Annotated in this window: 17 protein-coding genes; 8 read left to right on the top strand and 9 right to left on the bottom strand. The window is 65.3% G+C overall.

What is annotated here, in order from left to right:
- Positions 1-180 precede the first annotated feature (180 nt).
- Positions 181-591: a GFA family protein gene (locus tag QJT78_RS10420; RefSeq protein ID WP_028149934.1), complete on the top strand. Its 411-nt coding sequence runs from the start codon at positions 181-183 to the stop codon at positions 589-591.
- Positions 592-748: 157 nt separating this feature from the next.
- Complete coding sequence (locus QJT78_RS10415; RefSeq protein ID WP_038942577.1) at positions 749-1,828, top strand: Cj0069 family protein; 1,080 nt, start codon at positions 749-751, stop codon at positions 1,826-1,828.
- Between the two features lie 88 nt (positions 1,829-1,916).
- Here the strand turns inward: QJT78_RS10415 and QJT78_RS10410 are convergent, their stop codons facing one another.
- Both QJT78_RS10410 and QJT78_RS10405 read right to left on the bottom strand, forming a co-directional pair.
- A complete protein-coding gene (locus QJT78_RS10410) occupies positions 1,917-2,375 on the bottom strand; it encodes a hypothetical protein (protein ID WP_155257829.1) in 459 nt (152 codons plus the stop codon).
- Between the two features lie 84 nt (positions 2,376-2,459).
- The gene (locus tag QJT78_RS10405) at positions 2,460-3,296 is read right to left on the bottom strand and encodes an MBL fold metallo-hydrolase (RefSeq protein WP_028149937.1); all 837 of its coding nucleotides are present in this window, start codon (positions 3,294-3,296) and stop codon (positions 2,460-2,462) included.
- 93 nt (positions 3,297-3,389) lie between these two features.
- On the opposite strand from QJT78_RS10405, the gene QJT78_RS10400 reads away from it, so the two are divergent.
- The gene (locus QJT78_RS10400) at positions 3,390-4,253 is read left to right on the top strand and encodes a LysR family transcriptional regulator (protein ID WP_028149938.1); all 864 of its coding nucleotides are present in this window, start codon (positions 3,390-3,392) and stop codon (positions 4,251-4,253) included.
- Here QJT78_RS10400 and QJT78_RS10395 read toward each other — a convergent pair.
- Entirely contained in the window at positions 4,250-5,011 is a 762-nt protein-coding gene (locus QJT78_RS10395; protein ID WP_028149939.1) for a hypothetical protein, read from the bottom strand. The two genes, QJT78_RS10400 and QJT78_RS10395, sit on opposite strands and share 4 nt — an antisense overlap.
- Before the next feature lie 14 nt (positions 5,012-5,025).
- Entirely contained in the window at positions 5,026-5,214 is a 189-nt protein-coding gene (locus QJT78_RS10390; protein ID WP_028149940.1) for a hypothetical protein, read from the bottom strand.
- 255 nt (positions 5,215-5,469) lie between these two features.
- Here QJT78_RS10390 and QJT78_RS10385 point away from each other — a divergent pair, with 255 nt between their 5' ends.
- Positions 5,470-6,444 carry a DUF2336 domain-containing protein gene (locus QJT78_RS10385; protein ID WP_028149941.1) on the top strand — a complete coding sequence of 325 codons (975 nt, stop codon included), beginning with the start codon at positions 5,470-5,472 and terminating at the stop codon, positions 6,442-6,444.
- On the opposite strand, the gene QJT78_RS10380 is transcribed toward QJT78_RS10385, so the two are convergent.
- Genes QJT78_RS10380 through QJT78_RS10370 form a run of 3 tightly spaced genes read right to left on the bottom strand, consistent with a single transcriptional unit; the run spans position 6,441 to position 9,420 of the window.
- A complete protein-coding gene (locus tag QJT78_RS10380) occupies positions 6,441-6,785 on the bottom strand; it encodes a DUF1491 family protein (protein WP_028149942.1) in 345 nt (114 codons plus the stop codon). The two genes, QJT78_RS10385 and QJT78_RS10380, sit on opposite strands and share 4 nt — an antisense overlap.
- A 57-nt stretch (positions 6,786-6,842) precedes the next feature.
- Entirely contained in the window at positions 6,843-7,556 is a 714-nt protein-coding gene (locus tag QJT78_RS10375) for a peptidoglycan-binding domain-containing protein (RefSeq protein WP_028149943.1), read from the bottom strand.
- A complete protein-coding gene (locus QJT78_RS10370) occupies positions 7,549-9,420 on the bottom strand; it encodes a PAS domain-containing sensor histidine kinase (protein WP_028149944.1) in 1,872 nt (623 codons plus the stop codon). The genes QJT78_RS10375 and QJT78_RS10370 overlap by 8 nt, the downstream gene beginning before the upstream one ends.
- A gap of 409 nt (positions 9,421-9,829) precedes the next feature.
- Between QJT78_RS10370 and QJT78_RS10365 the strand changes: the two genes are divergently transcribed.
- Together QJT78_RS10365 and QJT78_RS10360 are read left to right on the top strand one after the other, a co-directional pair.
- Positions 9,830-10,255, top strand: a complete 426-nt coding sequence (locus QJT78_RS10365; RefSeq protein WP_028149945.1) for a DUF5330 domain-containing protein — start codon at positions 9,830-9,832, stop codon at positions 10,253-10,255.
- 68 nt (positions 10,256-10,323) lie between these two features.
- Positions 10,324-10,752 carry a SufE family protein gene (locus QJT78_RS10360; protein ID WP_028149946.1) on the top strand — a complete coding sequence of 143 codons (429 nt, stop codon included), beginning with the start codon at positions 10,324-10,326 and terminating at the stop codon, positions 10,750-10,752.
- A gap of 5 nt (positions 10,753-10,757) precedes the next feature.
- On the opposite strand, the gene QJT78_RS10355 is transcribed toward QJT78_RS10360, so the two are convergent.
- Both QJT78_RS10355 and QJT78_RS10350 read right to left on the bottom strand, forming a co-directional pair.
- Positions 10,758-11,171, bottom strand: a complete 414-nt coding sequence (locus QJT78_RS10355; RefSeq protein WP_038942574.1) for a MucR family transcriptional regulator — start codon at positions 11,169-11,171, stop codon at positions 10,758-10,760.
- A gap of 158 nt (positions 11,172-11,329) precedes the next feature.
- Positions 11,330-12,190: a hypothetical protein gene (locus QJT78_RS10350; protein WP_028153551.1), complete on the bottom strand. Its 861-nt coding sequence runs from the start codon at positions 12,188-12,190 to the stop codon at positions 11,330-11,332.
- Between the two features lie 312 nt (positions 12,191-12,502).
- Between QJT78_RS10350 and QJT78_RS10345 the strand changes: the two genes are divergently transcribed.
- Positions 12,503-14,152: a glycosyltransferase family 39 protein gene (locus tag QJT78_RS10345; protein WP_212481824.1), complete on the top strand. Its 1,650-nt coding sequence runs from the start codon at positions 12,503-12,505 to the stop codon at positions 14,150-14,152.
- Between the two features lie 214 nt (positions 14,153-14,366).
- Positions 14,367-15,146: a class II aldolase/adducin family protein gene (locus QJT78_RS10340; protein ID WP_028153549.1), complete on the top strand. Its 780-nt coding sequence runs from the start codon at positions 14,367-14,369 to the stop codon at positions 15,144-15,146.
- Positions 15,147-15,366 lie beyond the last annotated feature (220 nt).

The raw sequence follows: 15,366 nt of genomic DNA, 5'->3' as shown, positions 1-15,366 counted from the left end.
GCGCCGCGCAGCTACGAGATCGCGGCTTCGTTCAAATGGTAGTCGCGGATCACCTCGCCCGCGCCGTGGCAGGAGTTGTCACGCGACAGTAGGACGCAATCGCAAATCGATTGCGCCGTTGAAGCCGCGGGTCTCGAGAGCTATCGATCAACGAAACCTCGCTTCCATCGGGAGGAACGCATGAGCACCATCACCGGCGGCTGTCATTGCGGCGCGATCCGCTATCAGGTCGAGGGCGAAGCGATCGTGCATGCGCTGTGTCACTGTCGCGATTGCAGGCTTCACGCCGGCGCTCCCGTCGTCGGCTGGACGATGTACGCGGACGATGCCGTCAAGGTGACCAAGGGCGAGCCCAAGGTCTACAGCTCCTCGGAACATGCGCGGCGGCACTTTTGCGGCGACTGCGGAACCGGCCTGTTTTATGTCAATGCCGACATGTTGCCCGGGGTCATCGACGTCCAGAGCGCGACCTACGACGATCCCGATGCCGTACCGGCGACGATGCACATCCAGGTCGCAGAGCGCCTTCGGTGGATGGAGCGCGCGCACGAACTGCCGACATTCGACCGCTATCCGCCGCCACCGGAGTAGCGAGCGCGAGGGGTTCGCCGTCTGGACGGAACCGCACAATCGCCATCTTGCAACGGCCGGACGATTTCACGTAGATTGATCGGTGTGGGGACGAAGCAGACTCCCCGTGAGACCTCGGTCCAAGCTCTGCGCAGCACGCCATTCGTGGAGCTTGCGCATGGATACCGAACGCCACCCTCCTCTCCGCCATACCGTTGCCATCCTTTCCCGCGGCGACGCTGCGGCGCGCCGGGACACGACGGCACAAAACAGCCGCTTCGTCCGCGTTTTCGAAGCACTCGCCGCGGTCGGCATCGACGCCCGCCCGGTGATCTACGACGAGATCTTCGCCGACGCCGTCCGCGATCAACTGCTCGCCGTCGATGGCGTGCTCGTCTGGGTCGATCCGATCCATCAGGGCAAGACGCGCGAGGCCCTCGACCCGCTGCTTCGCGACGTTGCGGCGCAAGGGCCATGGGTGAGCGCACATCCCGACGTGATCCTGAAGATGGGCGTCAAGGACGTGCTCCACCGAACGCGTCATCTCGGCTGGGGAGCCGACACGCATCGCTATGACACCGCCGCAAGCTTCCGCGCCGAATTTCCCGCGCGCCTTCAGGCGAACGGTCCGCGCGTGCTCAAGCAAAATCGCGGCAATGGCGGCCAGGGGGTGTGGAAGGTGGAGGCGCTGCCCAACGCGAACGCCATGGTTCGCGTGCTGCATGCCCAACGCGGCAGTCTGCCCGAGGACATGCCGCTCGATGCCCTCCTCGCCCGCTGCGAACCGTATTTCGGATGGGGCGGCTGCATCATCGACCAGGCGTTCCAACCCCGTCTGCCCGACGGCATGATCCGCTGCTACATGAGCGGCGCCAAGGTCGCGGGCTTCGGGCATCAATTGATCAAGGCCCTGATCCCGCCGCCGCCGGAAGGCCCCGACGCACCCGAGGCGCAGCCGGGCCCACGGATCATGCACGGACCCGATGCTTCGCAATTCCAGGCGCTCCGAAGAGCGATGGAGGACGAATGGACGCCGCAGCTGATGGACACGCTCGGCATCGACGAACCGTCGCTGCCGGTGATCGGGGACGCCGACTTCCTGTACGGGCCCCGCGACGCCGCCGGCACCGACACATACGTCCTGTGCGAAATCAACGCGAGCTCATGCTTCGCGATCCCCGACGACGCACCGGCGGCAATCGCCCGAACGGTGAAGCATCGGCTTCTGCTGGCGCAAGGGACTGCTTCCCGGAGATAACAGTTCCTGGCGAGCGTCATTCGGCTGAGGCGCGCTCGCGCCAAGATCGGACAGGGCCAAGATGCCCCTTTGTGCCCCATAGCGGAAGTCAGTGCCGACGGCGCCCTGACAAGTATCGTGGTTTTTGAGCTTCCTCATCAAGGTCAGTCATCGCTATGAACGGCCATGCAGCGAAGTCCCCTGCTTGCTCAAATTCCTGGCGACGAACGTTCTTGCAGCGCTCCCACCAGCCAAGGGTCAACAAGTTGAGGGGCCAATTGATGATTTGAATGAAAGAATAGTCGGGCCATAGATACTCCCTGTCACTATGCAAAAACACGATCAACCTTGCGACAATCCGCTTGCCGTCGCTGTTTATCGCGTGCCTGCCTGTTGCATAGTGGTGCTTGGTATCGTCGTAGAGGCTCCATGCCATCTGCTGGACCGCAACTGCGCCGCGATCCCGCCAATCGACCTTGGTGCCGTCCAAATCGTCGTTACTGATATGTCCGGCCACGTAGCGCCGAAGCGCCAGAGCCAACCGATCGCGAGACTGTTCACAAATCATGTTGTTGGTTCTTACCGGCGTCCAAGCGACATCCTTAGCACGAATTGTCAGGACTTGGGCCCATCTGTTAGAGAGCACCGGCCCTCATGACAGCTGATGCCCTTCGCATCGGCAGTTCTCGTAGTCGTGGGGATCGTGGCTGTTGACGATGTTCACGCGGTCGCCGTGGTTGAGCTTCAGCGCTCGCAGTCGCGCCTGGTTGGCGATCCGCATCTTGCGATCCATGTCGCCGCGGCGCTGGAAATAACCCAGCATCAACGGCACGCGCGGCGACGGGTCGAGCTGGGCGTGGTGGAAATAGCTGTCGCCGGCATGCAGCAGCCATCTGTCAGCTGATCGCACCGCGATGCCGCAATGGCCGAGCGTGTGACCGGCGAGCGGGATCATCAGGATGTCGGCTTCCTTGTCGCCGAGCGCGCGCACGCCCTTGAAGCCGAACCAGTCCTCGCCGGCCTCGCCATAGAATGCCCAGCCCGGCCCATGGCTCCACTGCCCCGTGACATAGCGCCCTTCGGGCGGCGCGGGCTTGCGTAGCACCGCCATGTCGTATTCGGCGCGATGGACGTGGATCGCGGCATGGGGAAAGTCCGGCACGCCGCCGGCGTGGTCGCGGTCGAGATGCGTCAGCAGCACGTGGCGCACATCGCCGGGTGAGTAGCCGAGCGCCTTCACCTGCTCGACCGCCGTCTCCGCCGGATCCAGCCTCGGCGCGGTCTGGCGCAGCCATCGGCCACCCAGCCGATCGGGTGTTGCGATATCGCCGAGACCGATGCCGGTGTCGACCAGAGCGAGTCCGTCCTTCGTCTCGACCAGCAGGCAATGGCAGACCAGGCGGGCGCGCTGGAACAGGCCGCCAGTGCCGTTCACAAGGCGGCGGCCCATGGGGCACATCGTGCCGGTGTTGAGGTGGTGGATCTTCATGGCGCGTTCCTGCTGTTGCGAGCAGGGCGTTCTTGCCACCGGGCCATCTATAGGTAAAATATTGAATATTGATATTATCTCTAGGCTTATCCTATGGACATCCGCGAGCTTCGCTACTTCGCCGCCGTGTACCGCGAGCGCAACCTGACCGCAGCGGCGCGCGTATGCTTCGTGTCGCAGCCGTCGATCTCGACCGCGATCACCCATCTGGAGACCGAGCTCGGCACCACGCTGTTCATCCGGCACAAGAAGGGCGTCGCGCCGACCGCCTCAGCCGAGCAGTTTCATGCGCTGGCCCGCCGCATCATCGACGATGCGGACGCCGCACGCAGCCTGTTCAGGAAGCCGAATACGAAGACCACCGTCACGCTCGGACTGATGCGCACGCTCGACATACCCCGAACGATCGCGCTGCTGAAGCCGCTGACGTCACGCACCGACGTCGCGCTCCGCCTCGTCGGCAGCGACGAGCGCGCCGATGCGCGCATCATCTCGAAGAGCATGCTCCGCGCCGACGAGCATTTCGTCACGCTGTGGAGTGAGCGCTATGTCGCGGCACTTCCGCCCTCGCATCCGCTGACGCTGAAGGAAAAGCTGCGGACCGCCGATCTCGCCGGCGTCCCCCTGATCGACCGCTGCCATTGCGAGCAAAGCGAATTCTTCGGTCGGAGCTCACAACGAAGGCAGACCGCGGCGATCGCGCAATCGGAGGATTGGGCGATGGCGCTGGTCGCGGCCGGCGTCGGCATTGCCATCGTCCCGGAAGGCGTGGCGCGCGGCAATCCTGATGTCGCGGTACGCGAGATCGAGGTCAGGGTCAAACGCGAGGTCGGCCTCGCCTACCGCGCCTCAGAGCCGCTGGCGGATGCGCTGAAGGAGTTTGTCGGGAAGCTCCAGAAGCAGCGGCAAAAGCCGGATCAGATCGGCCCACGGCGTAACAAGCGCAGGAAGTCCTAGCCCTTCGTGACCACGGCGCGCCCGTAGGGCGGCTGGGCCGCAACCGGCGGATTGGCGGTCTGAGCTGCGAGCTCGCCGATCAGGCGGTCGGCATCGGCGGCCATGCCGTCGGGCGCCTGGATCACCAGACGCTCCAGCGCCCAGCGATAGGACGAGACGCGCTGCTCGAGGCACTGCTGCACCCACTGGATGATCAGCGAGTTCTCCTGCATGCGCGCGACCGCATCGTCCCTCTCCCTTGGCGAGAGCTCGGAGACCCGCGCCATGCTGGCATCGCGCTTCCTGTCGAGATCGATGACGCGGATCGCGGAGCCGAAGAACGGCTCGAAACGGGTGATGTCGTTGCGCACGTCCTCGATCAGCTGCGCATAGCGCGAGGAATGCGAGCGATGCGGCTCGTCGATCAGCGTGCGCCCATACATGGTGCGGTCGAACACGACCTTCTGCTGCCAGGGCGACGGCAGCGCCTTGTAGTCGCCGAATACGCTCTTCCAGGCCGGCCGCGACAGCGGCGGCTCGATCATGGGATAGGCGAGATCGCGAAGCTGGCGCTCCGCGTCGGTGAGCTGGAATTGGGACGACTTCAGGCCGACGCTGCCGGTGGCCTCGGCCCCGAGCCAGCGATGCATGTCGTCGCTGCGCATGTCAGCGCGGGTGCGGCCGAAATCGCCGCCGCTGCACGCGCCGAGCGTCGCACCGACGAGTGCGAGCAGGACGGCCGTTACGACGGTGCGGATCTGGCGGATGGCATCCGGCATTGCGAAGCCGGATGCTAGCGGCGACGACGACGGCGCCCCGGCGCTGTGCCCTGCTCCGGCCCGCGATCGCCGCTGGTCTCTTCCGGCTGGCGCTCGATGCGGATCACGGGGAGGATCAGAATCGTTCCCGTTTCCGTGCGCGGCGTGGCATCCCCCGACGAGCCTGCCCGGCGACCGGCCGGAAATTCGATAATGGTCCCCATATCAGCTCTCTATCAATTGCCGCGCGACCGAGCGCGCTGGTGCAACGTGCGTTCATTAAGATCAGTTCATGGTTAACGGGGTGTAAACGCGCCTGCCGGACCGTAACTTCACGGGCGGCCTCCCGCGTCCCGTTGCGGGACGACAACACCTGAAATGATGGTGTCGACTTCACGCCTCGTTTTCCTTAACGAGCCTTTAAAGGAACCTGCGTTAGGCTCGCGGACGAGTATCTTTTCCAGGTCGCGTATCTCTCCATGACCAAGTCGCTGTTTCCCGGATTCGACGGGCTGATGAGCCTCTCCCGTCGCGAAGGCGTCGATGTTCGCCCGACGCTGCTGCGCGTGCTGACGGACCTCTATGTCCAGGCGCCCACCCACAGCGACGACGAGCAGCGCCAGTTCATCGAGCTTGCGACGCGGCTGATCGACCAGGTCGACGATGCGACGCGCGCGGCCGTCAAGGCGAAGCTTGCGATCTATCCGCAGACGCCCGTCCCGGTCCTGCAGAAACTCGGGCTGGTTGCGACCCAGGAAGGCCGCAGGGTTCCGCTCGCGCGCGAAATTCGCAGCTCCCCGCAGGCGGCTTCGCCAGCTCGCGCGCCGACCGACGCCGAGTTGCGCATGGCCGCCAACATGGCGATGCAGCCGAAGGAAGCGGCCGAGATCCACGACATGTTCTTCCGCGCCGATGCGACCCAGCGCGCGCTGGTCCTGCACAATCTGGCGCAGACCCCGCTGAAGGCCGCGCCGCGGATTCCGACCGTGCGCGCCAAGCGTGCGATCCAGATCCTGGAGATGGCGGCAATCGCCAACGATGTCGAGAATTTCACCTACGAGCTCGGCGACAGCCTGATCCTGCCCTCGCGCGTCGCGGCGCAGATCGTCGACGATGCCGGCGGCGAAGCGCTCGCGGTCGCAGCGCGCGCGCTCGACATGCCGAGCCCGAACTTCCAGCGCATCCTCCTGTTCTTCAAGCCGGAGATCGGCACGTCGGTCGATGCGGTGTACCGGTTGTCGCGGCTCTACGACCGGCTCAACGACCGCTCCGCGCTGGTGATGCTGGCGGCCTGGCGCGGCTCGACGCTCGCGGTCACGCGCGCAAAATACCAGTCGTCGCTGCATGACAGCGAACGCCAGCGCGCGCGTGCGGGCGCCAACCAGACCCGGCCGGGCGTGCAGCCGGGCTCGGCGCCTGCGGTGCGGACGGGCACCGACGGATCGGACCGCTAGGTCTTCGCCAATTCGAGGAAGTGACGGCCTTCGCGGTCCTCGGTCTCGACGATCCAGGCATCTGGATCGAAGCGGATTTCCTTGGTGAGGCGCTCCTCGATGGTGTGCTCCGGCAAGGGCTGCTGCGCGACCGGCACGAAGAAGCGATCGACCGGGCGGCCGTCGTCATAGACGGTCTGCGGCGCCGGCGCGTACAGCATCGCATTGCCGTCGAGCAGCGACACCTTCACGAATACCGCCCCCGCCTCCTCGGCACCGCGACGGCGCACCGCCCCGAACACGCCCTCGGTCTGGCACCGGCGCAGGTAAGCGGAAACCCAGATGTTTGATTTCAAACGCATGAAGAGCACGATAGGCCAGCGCTGCAATCAGCACCAGCCTGCGCGCAACAATGACGCCTATTCGACCGGATGGCCGATCGCGGCCGCGAGCTCACGCAGCAGGCGGTCTGACACCTGACCCGTCACCTGCATCTTGTGCTCGCGCTCGAATTTCTGGATCGCGGACTGCGTCTCCGCGCCCATCGTGCCCGTGATCTTCAAATTGCCATAGCCGTATTCGGACAGCGCGCGCTGCACGCCGGCGATACGCCGCGCGGCCGGGCTCTGCGCCACGGGAATAGGCGCCGGCGGACGCGCGATCGCGACGGAAGGCGGCGCCGACGTCGTTTGCTTGACCAGATTGGTCATCGGATCGCCCGCGCGCGGCGTCGATGCCGTCGCCTCGACGGGCTTTTCGGGTGGCTTCTCGGCGGCGCGCTCGGCAGGTTTGGGCTCGGCGCGGAACTCCGTCGCTCTCGGCTCCAGCGGCGAGGTATCGGCACCGACGGGACGCGGACGCGGCAACGGGTTCGACAGTGGCACGGCCGACGGCGCGGGAAGATTGATCACGGTGCCGAACATCGGCGCCGGATGCCGGCCGGTCTGAAGGAACAGCGCGTTGGCAACGATCGCGCTGACTGCGGCGACGGCAACGAGACCGGCCAGCGTATCCTTGGGACTATGCAGCAGGATGCGCATCGCAAGATTGCGCTCGGTCTCGACATCAATGACTGCGGCCTTGGCGCCACGGCGGCGCGGAGCGGCATCGTCCTTGGCAGACTTCTTAGGCACTTTTCTTCACCAGAGCGGGTTGGTCGTGAGATTGGTCCTGAAGCTCCTGGCGCGGCACCGGTGTCAGTGTCGCGATCTTGCTCTCGGCCACCATTCTATCGGACGTCTTGGCCTGCGGCGGCGTGTAGACGAGCGGCAATCTGACGGTGACGGAGGTGCCCTCGCCGAGCCTGCTTTGTACAGTCAATTCGCCGAGATGCAACGCCACCAGACTCTTCACGATCGAAAGCCCGAGACCCGTGCCTTCGTGACGGCGCTGATAGGTTTTTCCGGCCTGGAAGAACGGCGCGCCGATGCGCTTGAGATCATCCGCCGCAATGCCGACACCGGTGTCGCTGATGCGCAGCGCGAGCTGCGAGCCGGACACAGCGGCCGATACGGTGACCTGACCGCCGCGCTCGGTGAACTTGATGGCGTTGGCGACGAGATTGAGCACGATCTGCTTGAAGGCGCGCGGATCGCCGGTCATGACGGGCAGGTCCTGCGGCGCATCGGTGATGAGGTCGATGCCGTTCTCCCGCGCCTTCAGCGCCAGCAGATTGCAGCAATGCATCAGAGATGCGCGCGGCGCGAACGGTTCAGACGCGATCTCGAAATTGCCCGATTCCATCTTGGACATGTCGAGGATGCCGTTGACGACCGACAGCAGATGCTGGCCGGAATCGTTGATGAGCTGGGCATATTCCTTGCGCTGGGCCGCACCCAGCATCAGGGTCTGCTCCTGCGCGATCATCTCGGAGAAGCCGATGATGGCGTTGAGCGGCGTGCGCAGCTCGTGGCTCATGGTGGCGAGGAAACGCGTCTTGGCGGCATCGGCCGCTTCCGCGGCGCTGCGCGCCTGATCGAGTGCCTGCTCCGCGAGCTTGCGATCGGTGACGTCGCGCATCACGCCGACGACTTCCGCTTCGCGCGTAGCGTCACCGTCAATATCCTGGCGGCCGATATCCTGGTCGAGCGGCCGGCAGCGCATCTCGACCCAGATGAAATCGACCTGGCCACGCTCCGATCCGGCCGGCTCCCGCCGCAGCCGGAACTCGACGCTGCGCACGTCGCCGCGGGCGGCATCGGAGAGCGCGGTGAGATAGGCCGGACGATCGGCGACATGGACGCGGTCGAACAGGCCGTGGCCGAGCAGCTGCGCGACAGGCATGCCGAGCATGGCTTCCACCGCCGGCGAGATGAACTGCACCGCGCCGTTGCGACGATGCCGCGAGATGACGTCGCTCATGTTGCGCGCCAGCAGGCGATAGCGCTCTTCCTCGCGCAACAGCAGCGCAACGCTGGTGCGCGCGAGCGATTCCGCGCCGAAGGCGAGGCCCGCGGCATAGAGCGTCGCCGAGGCGACGCCGAACGCCATCAGCACGCCGCGTTCTGCGGCGCTGGCGCCTCCGGCCGGCAGCCAGCCGAGCTGGCCGGCAAGGATCAGGACGCCGGCGCAGGACAGCGCAAGCAGGGAGGCGAAGGCCGCGACGCGGCGCGAGGCCGACAACGCGGCTTCCAGGGGAACCACGACCAGCCAGATCGCGGCAAATGATTCGATGCCGCCGGTGCTGCCGGCAACCGCCATGATCAGGCCGGCGAGCGCCAGCGACGACAGCACGTGGGCGCCTTCATAGCGGCCGGTGCGCGACAGGAACCATGACAGGAGAATGGGGGCGATCAGCCATGCGAAGGCGGCGACCTCGATCGCGCTCGGCGCGCCGCGCGTGGCGAGATAGACCGGGAATGCGGCAAACGCGGCCAGGCTGCCGAGCAGCCGCGGCGCCATGAAGGCACGATGGCGCGCTCGCGTCAGCGCGTCGTAACGCGCGGAGGGATGCAGCAGTGCATCGAGACAATCGCGGATGATACTCAAAACTGTCACGGGTCTCGCGCTTCGGCCCACTCGTCGAGAAGACGCGCCGGAACGCCTCCTTATCGTTGAGCCACCGTGTCAGAGCGACCTTAAACGAGTGCTAAGGCAATGCGGCCCGCCGCCGGACACTGTGGCATCGCGGAGATTTTTAAGCGATTTGACCGCGTCATCATCGGGGATGGTGAACACAGGGTTTCACCAGTCCCCGCATGGTTTCGAATTGGTGGACAAGCGGCGCCACTGGAATCACGGGGCTCCGGCGTCAATCGAAAATTTACGACGTGGCGGTTCGGGAAGATTCTTGCGTAGATTTTCCGCGAATTAAGCGGAAGGCAATCACTTGCGATTTATCGAGAGTTGCTAGGTCCAGCGCCTCGCGGGCATCGCCGCGGCGGGATCTAACATACAGGTCGATAAGATGCGCTTTCTGCTCCGCATCACATTCTGGCTCGGGCTGGTGCTGGTGCTCCTGCCGCGGGACAAGACGCCCGAATCGGAAAAGCTGCCGCAGATCGGCGCCGCCGATGCGGTGCAAGCTGCGACCGCGGCCGTCTCCGACGTGACCCAGTTCTGCAAGCGCCAGCCGGCGGCCTGCGAGGTCGGCGGCCAGGCCGCGACCATCATCGGCCAGCGCGCACAGGACGGCGCGAAGAAGATCTACCAGATCATCAACGACAAGAAAGAGCAGCTCGAGAAGACCGACAAGAAGGCGCCCGATCATACCGGCTCGATCGCGCTGGCCGGCGAAGGCGATGCCGCCTCGGGCGAGGCGCCGCGCGACACCCTGAGCCAGGACGACCTCGCGCTGGAATGGCGCGGTCCTGCGGTGGCGCCGGCGAATTAGCGCCCAAACCCTATCGATTTCGCCTCCTCGCATCCTTATATTGGCCTGAACGGGAACATTGGGCCAGCATGACGACGATCGACGAAATCAGGGACAATTTCGAGCTTCTGGACGAGTGGGACGACCGCTACCGGTACGTCATCGAGCTCGGCCGCACCCTGGAACCGATGCCCGAATCCGAGCATTCGGCCGAGAACAAGGTGAATGGCTGCGTCAGCCAGGTCTGGCTCCAGAAGCTGGTCGATCGCGATGGCGGCGCCCCGATCCTGAAATATCGCGGCGACAGTGACGCCCACATCGTGCGCGGGCTGGTCGCGATCGTGCTCTCGCTTTACTCCGGCCGCACGCCGCAGCAGATCCTTGCGACCGACGCGATCGCGGTGTTCAACGAATTCGGCTTTCGCGATCATCTGACGCCGCAGCGCTCCAACGGCCTGCGCTCGATGGTCGAGCGCATCAAGACCGACGCGAAAGAGGCGCTCGCGGAAGCCACCTGAAGCGGCTACTTCCGCTTCCGCTGCTGTCCCAGTCCCATCTGCTTTGCCAGTTGCGAGCGCGCCACCGCGTAGTTCGGCGCGACCATGGGATAGTCGGCCGGCAGGCCCCATTTCTCGCGATATTGCTCCGGCGTCATGTTGTACTGGGTGCGCAGATGGCGCTTCAGCGACTTGAAGCGCTTGCCGTCTTCCAGACAGACCAGATAGTCCGGCGCGATCGACTTCTTCAGCGACACCGCCGGCTTGGCCGGCTCGAGCGGCGCGGTCTCGGTGCGGCCTGACGAGACCCGCACCAGGGCGCCATGCACCTGGCTGATCAGGTTCGGGATATCGGCCGCCGGCGTCGGATTGTTGCCGACATAGGCGGACACGATGCTCGCCGTCAGCTCGATGAAGTTCTTAGCCCCGTTATCCGACATGGGCCCGACCTTTCCCTGACCTTGCGTCTCGCCGGAGAGACGACGCCTAAGTATTCCGTGTCAACAATACATTCGGCCGAAATAAGACGACTGACGAATATGAGCTGATTACTGACGAAGTGACAAGAACGATGGCGCTCTACTTGGACGCGGCGGTCTCACGACCGCTGGTCGAGATGGGCGCGCAGTTCGTCGATCGAGGCGAAGCGCATCATGCCTTCCGGCATCTGCGCTTCGATCGAGCCGTCGGAATAGAGCGAATAGGCCATGCCGTCGACGATACCCGATTTGAGCACGGTCACGGGCGCCTGCTCGACCGCCGGCGCCGGTTCGGGCGGAGGCGGCGGGCCGGGCTCGGCAAAGATCGACGGCGAGCGCGGCGGCGGGCGACGCCCGGCGGCCGGCGGTTCCGGCGGCCGCATACGGTCCGGCCTCGGCCAGGCATCGTCGAAGCTCGCCGGCTGACTCTCCGGGGCGGTTGGTTCCGTGGGCTCGTCATGAGGCTGCGGCGGCAAGCTCTCTGTCGCCTTCGCCTCCGCGCGCTCGCGCTCCTTGCGGGAGGACGATGCGAACAACAGGTTGCGGCGGCGCGGCGCTTCCGGAGCCGCAGGCGGTGTCGGGGCTTCCGGCTCCGGCGGCGGCTCGGCGCGCGGACGCTCGCGCGCGGCGGCCTCGCTCTGCCACGGCGGCAGACCCGCGGCCGGCGGTGGCTCGGATTTCGTCGCCGATGCCGGGAACGGCTCGGACACTGACGCGCCAGGCACCGCGAGGCCCGGCAACACGGGCCTGACCCGAACCTCGCCCGGCGCGGCCGATCCGGCCAGCCGGCGGGCGATGCCCTTCAGTTCCACGACCACGACGTAGAGGCCGGCCAGTAACATTCCGGAGCAGACGCCAATAGTGCCGGAGATTATGAGGGTGCTGCCGAGGCTGGCCTCCCTAACGGTGAAGCCGAACAGGATCGTAAGGAGGCCCGCCAGGACGGCGAAAATCCCCACAATCAACAATGCCAAGCTCATCGAACTCACCCCTGGTCGCGCAGCCGTGCGCGACACCCGTTACGCCAAGATACCGTCATACGGTGTTCCACGCCAACGGCGAATTAGAGCCTGCGTTCCTAAAGGGAAGGATATCAGGGACTTATTCACATTCCCTTCAGCTACGGCCCGCTACTTCTAAGCTGCTCTCAACTGTCTGGATTTGCTGCGTCGCATCAGGATTTTAGCCATAATGCCCAATTACTTGGTAATGGAACTGCGATATAGGGATTCCGGGGAAGTGGCCCGCGGGCACCAGCAGGGCCAAGAGGGGATTCCGGGTCACCAATAGCCATGACATCCATCACGACTTCGGCGATCGACACGCCGCTGCGGCGCTCGGTTGAACGGACTTGCGACGATCTCGCCATGCTGGTGCTGGCTGCGGTCGCCGTGACTGCAGGCTTGACCTTCCGCGATTACGGGCTCGGCTGGGACGATTACACCCACGCTGAATATGCCGACCTGCTGCTGCGCATGTTCGGTTCCGGCTTCAGGGACACCGCGGCACTCTCCTTCGCGAATCTCTACATGTATGGCGGCGGCTTCGACATGGTCGCGGCTCTCCTGCACAAGGTCATTCCGCTCGAACTGTTCGAGACGCGACGCCTGCTCGGCGCCATGGTCGGCGTGATCGGGCTTGCGGTGACGTGGCGGCTCGGCCGCCGCATCGGCGGGCCCCTTGCCGGTCTTGCCGCACTCCTGCTGCTCGCGCTCTGCCCGATCTTCTACGGCCACATGTTCATGAACCCGAAGGATGCGCCCTTCGCGGTGGCCATGATCATCCTGATGCTCGGCCTCGTCCGCCTCGCCGAGGAATATCCGCAGCCGTCGCCGCGCACGATCCTGATCGTCGGCCTGGGTGCCGGCCTCTCGCTCGGCTGCCGCGTCCTCGGCGGCCTCGCGCTGGTCTACGCCATGATCGGCTTCATGCCGTTGTTCCTGGAGGAGCTGCGCACCGAAGGCGCCCGCGAAGCAGCCCGCCGCTTCGCCCATGTCGTCTACGTGCTGCTGCCCGGCCTCGTGTTCGGCTATCTCGTGATGGGCCTGATCTGGCCATGGTCGATCATGGAGCCCGGCAATCCTTTCGAGGCCCTGACCTATTTCTCGCACTTCTTCGAGAAGCCCTGGAAGGAGATGTTCGACGGCGCGATCGTGTCCGTGCCCGACATGCCCTGGTCCTATCTGCCGACGCTGTTCGCGCTGCAGCTGCCCGAGGTGATGCTGGTGCTGATGGGCGGCGCCGTGGTCAGTACCTTCGCCATGCTGCCGCGCCGCGAGGTTCCGGCGCGCCGCAAGACCATCCTCTTGATGCTGACGCTGGCGGCGACCCTGCCGCTCGCGATCGCGATGGTGAAGCGGCCTGCGCTGTACAACGGCATCCGCCACTTCGTCTTCGTGATCCCGCCGATGGCGGTGCTCGGCGGCGTCGCCTTTGCCTGGGCCATGGAGCGCCTGCGCACCAACCACCGCACCTGGCAGCCCGTCGTGCTCGCGACCTTCTGCTTCGGCCTCGCGCTCTCGCTGGCCGAGATGATCCGGCTGCATCCCTATCAATACACGCACTTCAACCACATCGCCGGCACCGTGCGCGGCGCCGACGACCGCTTCATGCTGGACTATTGGGGCCTTGCGCTGAAGCAGGCCTCGGACGAACTGCGCGAGCAGATCGTCGAGCGGCAGGAAGTGGCGCCGGGCAACCGTAAATGGAAGGTCGCGGTGTGCGGTCCGCAGCGCCCGGCCCAGGTCGCGCTCGGGCCCGACTTCACCATCGGCTGGGATTCCAACGCGGCCGATTTCGCGATGACGCTCGGCGAGTTCTACTGCAAGGGCCTCACCGCGCCCGTGATGGTCGAGATCAAGCGCGACGACGTGGTGTTCGCCCGCGTCTACGACATCCGCGGCCGCAGCATTTCCAGCCTGCTGTCGATCCCGGCGCCGTAATAATTCTCTCCTGCCTTGTAGCCCGGATGGAGCGAAGCGAAATCCGGGATAGCGGCCCCCGCATTACGCAGAGCCTGTCATCGGGCGGCGCATCGCGCCGACCCGTTGGCTCCATGCGGGCTACGCTGAACTGCCGCGCTTTGTCCGCCTTGCTGCCGCCCCCGACCGGGACTAGGCTCCCTCCCCGCAACAACGAGGTTCGGAGAGATTTGCCATGTCGCCAGCGGAAGCGCGCCTGAAGGAAGTGCCGTCGAACATGACGGAGGCGGAGTGGCAGCAACGGGTCAATCTCGCCGCCTGCTACCGCCTCGTCTCGCTGTACGGCTGGGACGATCTGGTCGACACCCACATTTCGGCGCGCGTGCCCGGCCCCGACCATCATTTCCTCATCAACCCCTACGGACTGATGTTCGACGAGATCACGGCATCGAGCCTCGTCAAGGTCGACCTGCACGGCAACCAGCTCTCCGAGAGCGAGTACAGCATCAACCCGGCCGGCTTCACCATCCATTCGGCGATCCACGAGGTGCGCGAGGACGCAATCTGCGTGCTGCATCTCCACACGCTCGACGGCACCGCGGTGTCGAGCAGCGCGGAAGGGCTGCTGCCGCTCAACCAGACCGCCCAGCTCGTCACCCACGACCTCGCCTATCACGACTATGAGGGCATCGCGCTCGACCACGACGAGCGGCCGCGGCTGCAGAAGGACCTCGGCGACCACAATCACATGCTGCTGCGTAACCACGGCACGCTGACGGTCGGCCGGTCGGTCGCCTCCGCGTTCGAGCGCATGTACCATCTCGAGCGCGCCTGCTCGATGCAGGTGCGCACGCGCGCGCTGGGCACGCCGGTCTATCCGGTCGAGGAGATTGCGATCGAGAAGAACACCGAGCTGCTCGCCAACCGCGACCGCGCCGAGCTGCGCGCCACCAACCTGGTCTGGCCGCCGCTGCTGCGCAAGCTCGACCGCGAGCTGCCGGGCTACAGGTCTTGAGATTTTCGAGGTTTCGTGTAGGATAGTTCTCGAACTACCTCTGCACGTTCTGGAATAAAACGCCGCCCAATTCCGGGCGGCGTTTTTATTTGCCCCGTCATTGCGAGGAGCGAAGCGACGAAGCAATCCAGACTGTGCCCGTGGAGGGATTCTGGATTGCTTCGCTACGCTCGCAATGACGAGGAGAGAGTCTTCGTGGGGTAGGCAACGCGACTTGTCC

It is taken from the genome of Bradyrhizobium sp. Mp27 (assembly GCF_029953005.1).
Taxonomy (GTDB): Bacteria; Pseudomonadota; Alphaproteobacteria; order Rhizobiales; family Xanthobacteraceae; genus Bradyrhizobium; species Bradyrhizobium barranii.
Note: the sequence above shows the minus strand (reverse complement) of the source record. Positions and strands in the feature narration are given on the sequence as shown.

Coding starts and splice junctions, on each gene's coding strand:
- QJT78_RS10420 (WP_028149934.1), top strand. CDS start 181: ATGAGCACCATCACCGGCGGCTGTCATTGCGGCGCGATCCGCTATCAG.
- QJT78_RS10415 (WP_038942577.1), top strand. CDS start 749: ATGGATACCGAACGCCACCCTCCTCTCCGCCATACCGTTGCCATCCTT.
- QJT78_RS10410 (WP_155257829.1), bottom strand. CDS start 2,375: ATGATTTGTGAACAGTCTCGCGATCGGTTGGCTCTGGCGCTTCGGCGC.
- QJT78_RS10405 (WP_028149937.1), bottom strand. CDS start 3,296: ATGAAGATCCACCACCTCAACACCGGCACGATGTGCCCCATGGGCCGC.
- QJT78_RS10400 (WP_028149938.1), top strand. CDS start 3,390: ATGGACATCCGCGAGCTTCGCTACTTCGCCGCCGTGTACCGCGAGCGC.
- QJT78_RS10395 (WP_028149939.1), bottom strand. CDS start 5,011: ATGCCGGATGCCATCCGCCAGATCCGCACCGTCGTAACGGCCGTCCTG.
- QJT78_RS10390 (WP_028149940.1), bottom strand. CDS start 5,214: ATGGGGACCATTATCGAATTTCCGGCCGGTCGCCGGGCAGGCTCGTCG.
- QJT78_RS10385 (WP_028149941.1), top strand. CDS start 5,470: ATGACCAAGTCGCTGTTTCCCGGATTCGACGGGCTGATGAGCCTCTCC.
- QJT78_RS10380 (WP_028149942.1), bottom strand. CDS start 6,785: ATGCGTTTGAAATCAAACATCTGGGTTTCCGCTTACCTGCGCCGGTGC.
- QJT78_RS10365 (WP_028149945.1), top strand. CDS start 9,830: ATGCGCTTTCTGCTCCGCATCACATTCTGGCTCGGGCTGGTGCTGGTG.
- QJT78_RS10360 (WP_028149946.1), top strand. CDS start 10,324: ATGACGACGATCGACGAAATCAGGGACAATTTCGAGCTTCTGGACGAG.
- QJT78_RS10355 (WP_038942574.1), bottom strand. CDS start 11,171: ATGTCGGATAACGGGGCTAAGAACTTCATCGAGCTGACGGCGAGCATC.
- QJT78_RS10350 (WP_028153551.1), bottom strand. CDS start 12,190: ATGAGCTTGGCATTGTTGATTGTGGGGATTTTCGCCGTCCTGGCGGGC.
- QJT78_RS10345 (WP_212481824.1), top strand. CDS start 12,503: ATGACATCCATCACGACTTCGGCGATCGACACGCCGCTGCGGCGCTCG.
- QJT78_RS10340 (WP_028153549.1), top strand. CDS start 14,367: ATGTCGCCAGCGGAAGCGCGCCTGAAGGAAGTGCCGTCGAACATGACG.